Annotated in this window: 1 protein-coding gene; it reads right to left on the reverse strand. The window is 41.8% G+C overall.

The features are described from left to right. Positions 1 to 384 precede the first annotated feature (384 nt). A partial coding sequence (gene znuA / locus AB4512_RS21235; RefSeq protein ID WP_372175594.1) for a zinc ABC transporter substrate-binding protein ZnuA occupies positions 385 to 1,134 on the reverse strand: 750 nt, incomplete at its 5' end.

A 1,134-nucleotide genomic window follows, 5' to 3' on the forward strand; every position in this document is an offset into this window, starting at 1 on the left:
ACAAGTTTTTAGCCGCAAGGAAATTCCCTTGCGCTTGAGCGGGCAAAGGATAGAAAACGGAGGGCGAGGTATTTACCGCTAGAACGCTAAATGAAATGCTCATTAACATGAACATTTTGAAGATAATTCGATACAACTCTTAATCCTGAACAGCAACAACACATGAAATTTTGGGTACCACAACGTCTTATCGTTGCTAAACCAAAAACTGAGTTTTTTTGTGCTTATTATTATCTTTCCATTTTAGCGGAAATTAGAAAAGGAGAAAGGAGGTTTGTTATTTGTTAGGAGGTTTTATCTTAGCGGTCACGAAAATGCCGCAAAAAGCGGCATGATTCATAAATTAACGAGAGCAAAGTAGAGTAAAGAATACTCGTTTATGACTTACTTCTCGTCTAAGCAACTTGTATAGCTATCTGTAAGTTGCTGAAGAAAATCGAAATAGCTTCCACTCTTCACTTCAACTGTTGAACCGATAGGGTCAAGCTGACCTTGTTTTGCGTTACTTCCGCGCGTCACTGATTCAATCACAGCAGGAGTGAATTGAGGCTCAGAAAACACACATTGAACGTTTTCACGTACTATCGTTTTCTTAATAGCGATCAGGCTTTTTGCACCCGGCTTACGCTCTGGGCTCACCGTAAAGTGACCTAAGTTATTTAGCTCAAACTCTTGCTCAAAGTAACCATACGCGTCATGAAAAACGTAGTAACCTTTGTCTTTCACGGGTGCAAGTTGCTCTCGAATAGACTGTTGCTTCTCTTTCAATGCAATCAGGAATGAATCGAGATTCTCTTGGTACGCCATTGCGTTGTCTGGATCAGATTCAATCAACTTAGCTGAGATGTATTTTGCAGCTACTTCAACTTGCTCGATACCTAACCAAAAATGCGGGTCATGGCTACCGTGGTGGTGCCCTTCATGTGCATCGTGGTCATGCTCTTCGTGTCCGAACTCTCGCAAGTTGATTCCGGGAATATCACTGATCTTGATAACATTTTCTTTTGAACCAATCACCTTAGTCAGAAAGGCTTCTAGGTCAGGGCCGAACCAGATGACCATATCGGCACTATGAACTTTTTTGACATCCGATGGCTTAAGCGCATAATCATGCGGCGAAGCATTGCTGTTCAT

The organism is Vibrio sp. 10N.222.52.B7 (assembly GCF_041474275.1).
GTDB lineage: Bacteria > Pseudomonadota > Gammaproteobacteria > Enterobacterales > Vibrionaceae > Vibrio > Vibrio crassostreae_C.